This is a genomic window from Microbacterium sp. (assembly GCF_036277215.1).
In the GTDB taxonomy this organism is placed as follows: Bacteria; Actinomycetota; Actinomycetes; order Actinomycetales; family Microbacteriaceae; genus Microbacterium.
On record NZ_DASUNI010000265.1, the window covers coordinates 1 to 2,103 of the forward strand.

A 2,103-nucleotide genomic window follows, 5' to 3' on the forward strand; every position below is an offset into this window, starting at 1 on the left:
GAGACAACCGATGTCACCACCACGAGCGCGATAGCACATCAGCGCGACCACACTGACTCGAAGGGAGCAGGGCCATGGCCAGCACCAGGATCGTCGAAGTAGAGCGAGGGACCTACACAGGACTTCGGATCCACCCACACAACGGCTACTACGCCGGAGACTTCCACACAACGCAGCAGCCGAACGCCGGGCTCGCCAAGCTGCACCCTCGCCCCAGCGGCAAGGCTTGTATGGGCACCACGGCGAGTCAGAGCACGTTCTGACGGAGCACAGCAGACGCTGGCAGCTGTGGTGGGCTTGTTCAGGGGTGGGGCTGACCCGCTTTGACGGACATCCAAGATCAGGGGCTGCGGCCCCGAGGAAGGATGTCCAACCATGGAGAGCATGGGCAAGAAGAAGCCGCGCCCGCGTCGCTCGTTCACTGCGGAGTTCAAGGCCGAGATCGTCGAGGTGTGTCAGCGCGGGGACCGGTCGGTGGGGCAGGTCGCCCGGGACTTCGATCTGACCGAGACCGCGGTGCGGGAGTGGGTCAAGCAGGCCGAGCGGGACGCCGGCAGCCGCGATGACGGCGGGTTGAATACCGCGGAGCGGGAGGAGCTGGCGCAGCTGCGTCGGGACAACCGCCGGCTGAGAGAGGACGTGGAGATCCTCAAGCGGGCCACGGCTTTCTTCGCGAAGGAGACCCGGTGAACATCTACCCGTTCATCGAGGCGGAGAAGGCTTGCGACCACAACGTCAAGCGGGCGTGTGAGTTGCTGCAGGTCTCCCGTGCCGCCTACTACGCACAGCGCACCGACCAGCCCTCTCCTCGAGCGCGTGAGGACGCCGAGCTGACCGAGACGATCACCGAGCTGCACGAGGCGTCGAAGGGTCGCTACGGGGCTCCGCGGATCCACGCCGAGCTGCGCCGCACGGGCAAGCGACACGGCAAGAAGCGGGTCGCCCGCCTGATGAAGCAGGCAAACCTGCGCGGACGGACGCCGAAGCGGTGGAAGAAGACCACCATCCCCGACCCTGCCGCCCAGGCGCGGGCGGACCTGATCCGCCGCGACTTCACCCTCGACGCAGCCGCGATCAACACCCGCTGGTGCGGCGACATCACCTACGTGCCGACCTGGGAAGGCTGGCTCTACCTGGCAACCGTCATCGACATCTGCTCGCGCCGGGTGGTGGGCTACGCGGTGGCCGACCACCTGCGCACCGACTTGATCGCCGACGCCCTGACCAACGCGGTCGCGGCCCGTGACCCCGACGCCGGAGTGATCTTCCACTCCGACAGGGGGTGTCAATACACCTCGACCCAGTTCGCCGACCTGGCCCGCGACTACGACGTCAAGCTCTCGGTCGGCCGCACCGGTCAGTGCTGGGACAACGCCCTCGCCGAGTCCTTCTTCGCCTCGCTCAAGGGTGAATGCCTCGACCAGCAATCCTGGCCCACACGGGCTCGTGCCCGCCGCGCCATCGTCGAGTACATCGCGTGGTTCAACGGCACCCGGCTCCACTCCGCGCTGGGCTACATGACACCGAACGAGTACGAGCAGGCCGCCCGAGAGGAGGTCACCCAACAGGTAGCCTGACCGAGCCATCAACCCTGTCCGTCAAAACGGGGTAACTCCAACGGCCCGCCAGATGGGACCCTGTGGCCCTGTCTATTGCGGCCTCGCGCCAGGCGATGTGGCTGGAAGCGGACCTGGCGTCAGTACACCCGAGCTACCCGTTGAGAACATGAGCCCGGGCATCACGAACCTGGAGGAGACATGACGAGCAGCGATGGACCTCAAGGACGCAAGGGGGTCCTTCAGTCCGCCACGGACATGTTCCTCGGCAGCACGCGGTCAGTCGTCGAGCTGCTGGCGCAGGCGGGTGGCGCAGGAGCACAGGCTCTCGTGCCCGACCCCGTTCTTACCTCAGTCAGCAACATGCTGCGCTCTATGCGGAAGGTCGTCGATGAAGCGCCTCAGATCAGCGCCGAGCTCGATGTCATGGTGAGCGAGCTCCACGCCAAGCGCCTGACCATCCAGGCCGTGACGGCAGAGCTGGGCGTTCTGGACGCCCAGCTCGAGCTCCTCGAACAGACCCTCGCGCCGGTGCAGGCCTGGAGCC

The 2,103-nt window shown here is 66.5% G+C and carries 3 protein-coding genes; all 3 read left to right on the forward strand.

The window, feature by feature from the left end; all coding sequences use genetic code 11:
- Window positions 1-375: 375 nt before the first annotated feature.
- Entirely contained in the window at window positions 376-690 is a 315-nt protein-coding gene (locus VFX99_RS13280; RefSeq protein ID WP_329666771.1) for a transposase, read from the forward strand.
- Window positions 687-1,577 carry an IS3 family transposase gene (locus VFX99_RS13285; protein ID WP_329666772.1) on the forward strand — a complete coding sequence of 297 codons (891 nt, stop codon included), beginning with the start codon at window positions 687-689 and terminating at the stop codon, window positions 1,575-1,577. The genes VFX99_RS13280 and VFX99_RS13285 overlap by 4 nt, the downstream gene beginning before the upstream one ends.
- A gap of 180 nt (window positions 1,578-1,757) precedes the next feature.
- Window positions 1,758-2,103 (forward strand): hypothetical protein (locus VFX99_RS13290; protein ID WP_329666773.1); only part of this gene is annotated, 346 nt, incomplete at its 3' end.

Bases quoted from the DNA above. Each gene is read 5' to 3' on its own strand.
- VFX99_RS13280 (WP_329666771.1), top strand. From the start codon at position 376: ATGGAGAGCATGGGCAAGAAGAAGCCGCGCCCGCGTCGCTCGTTCACT.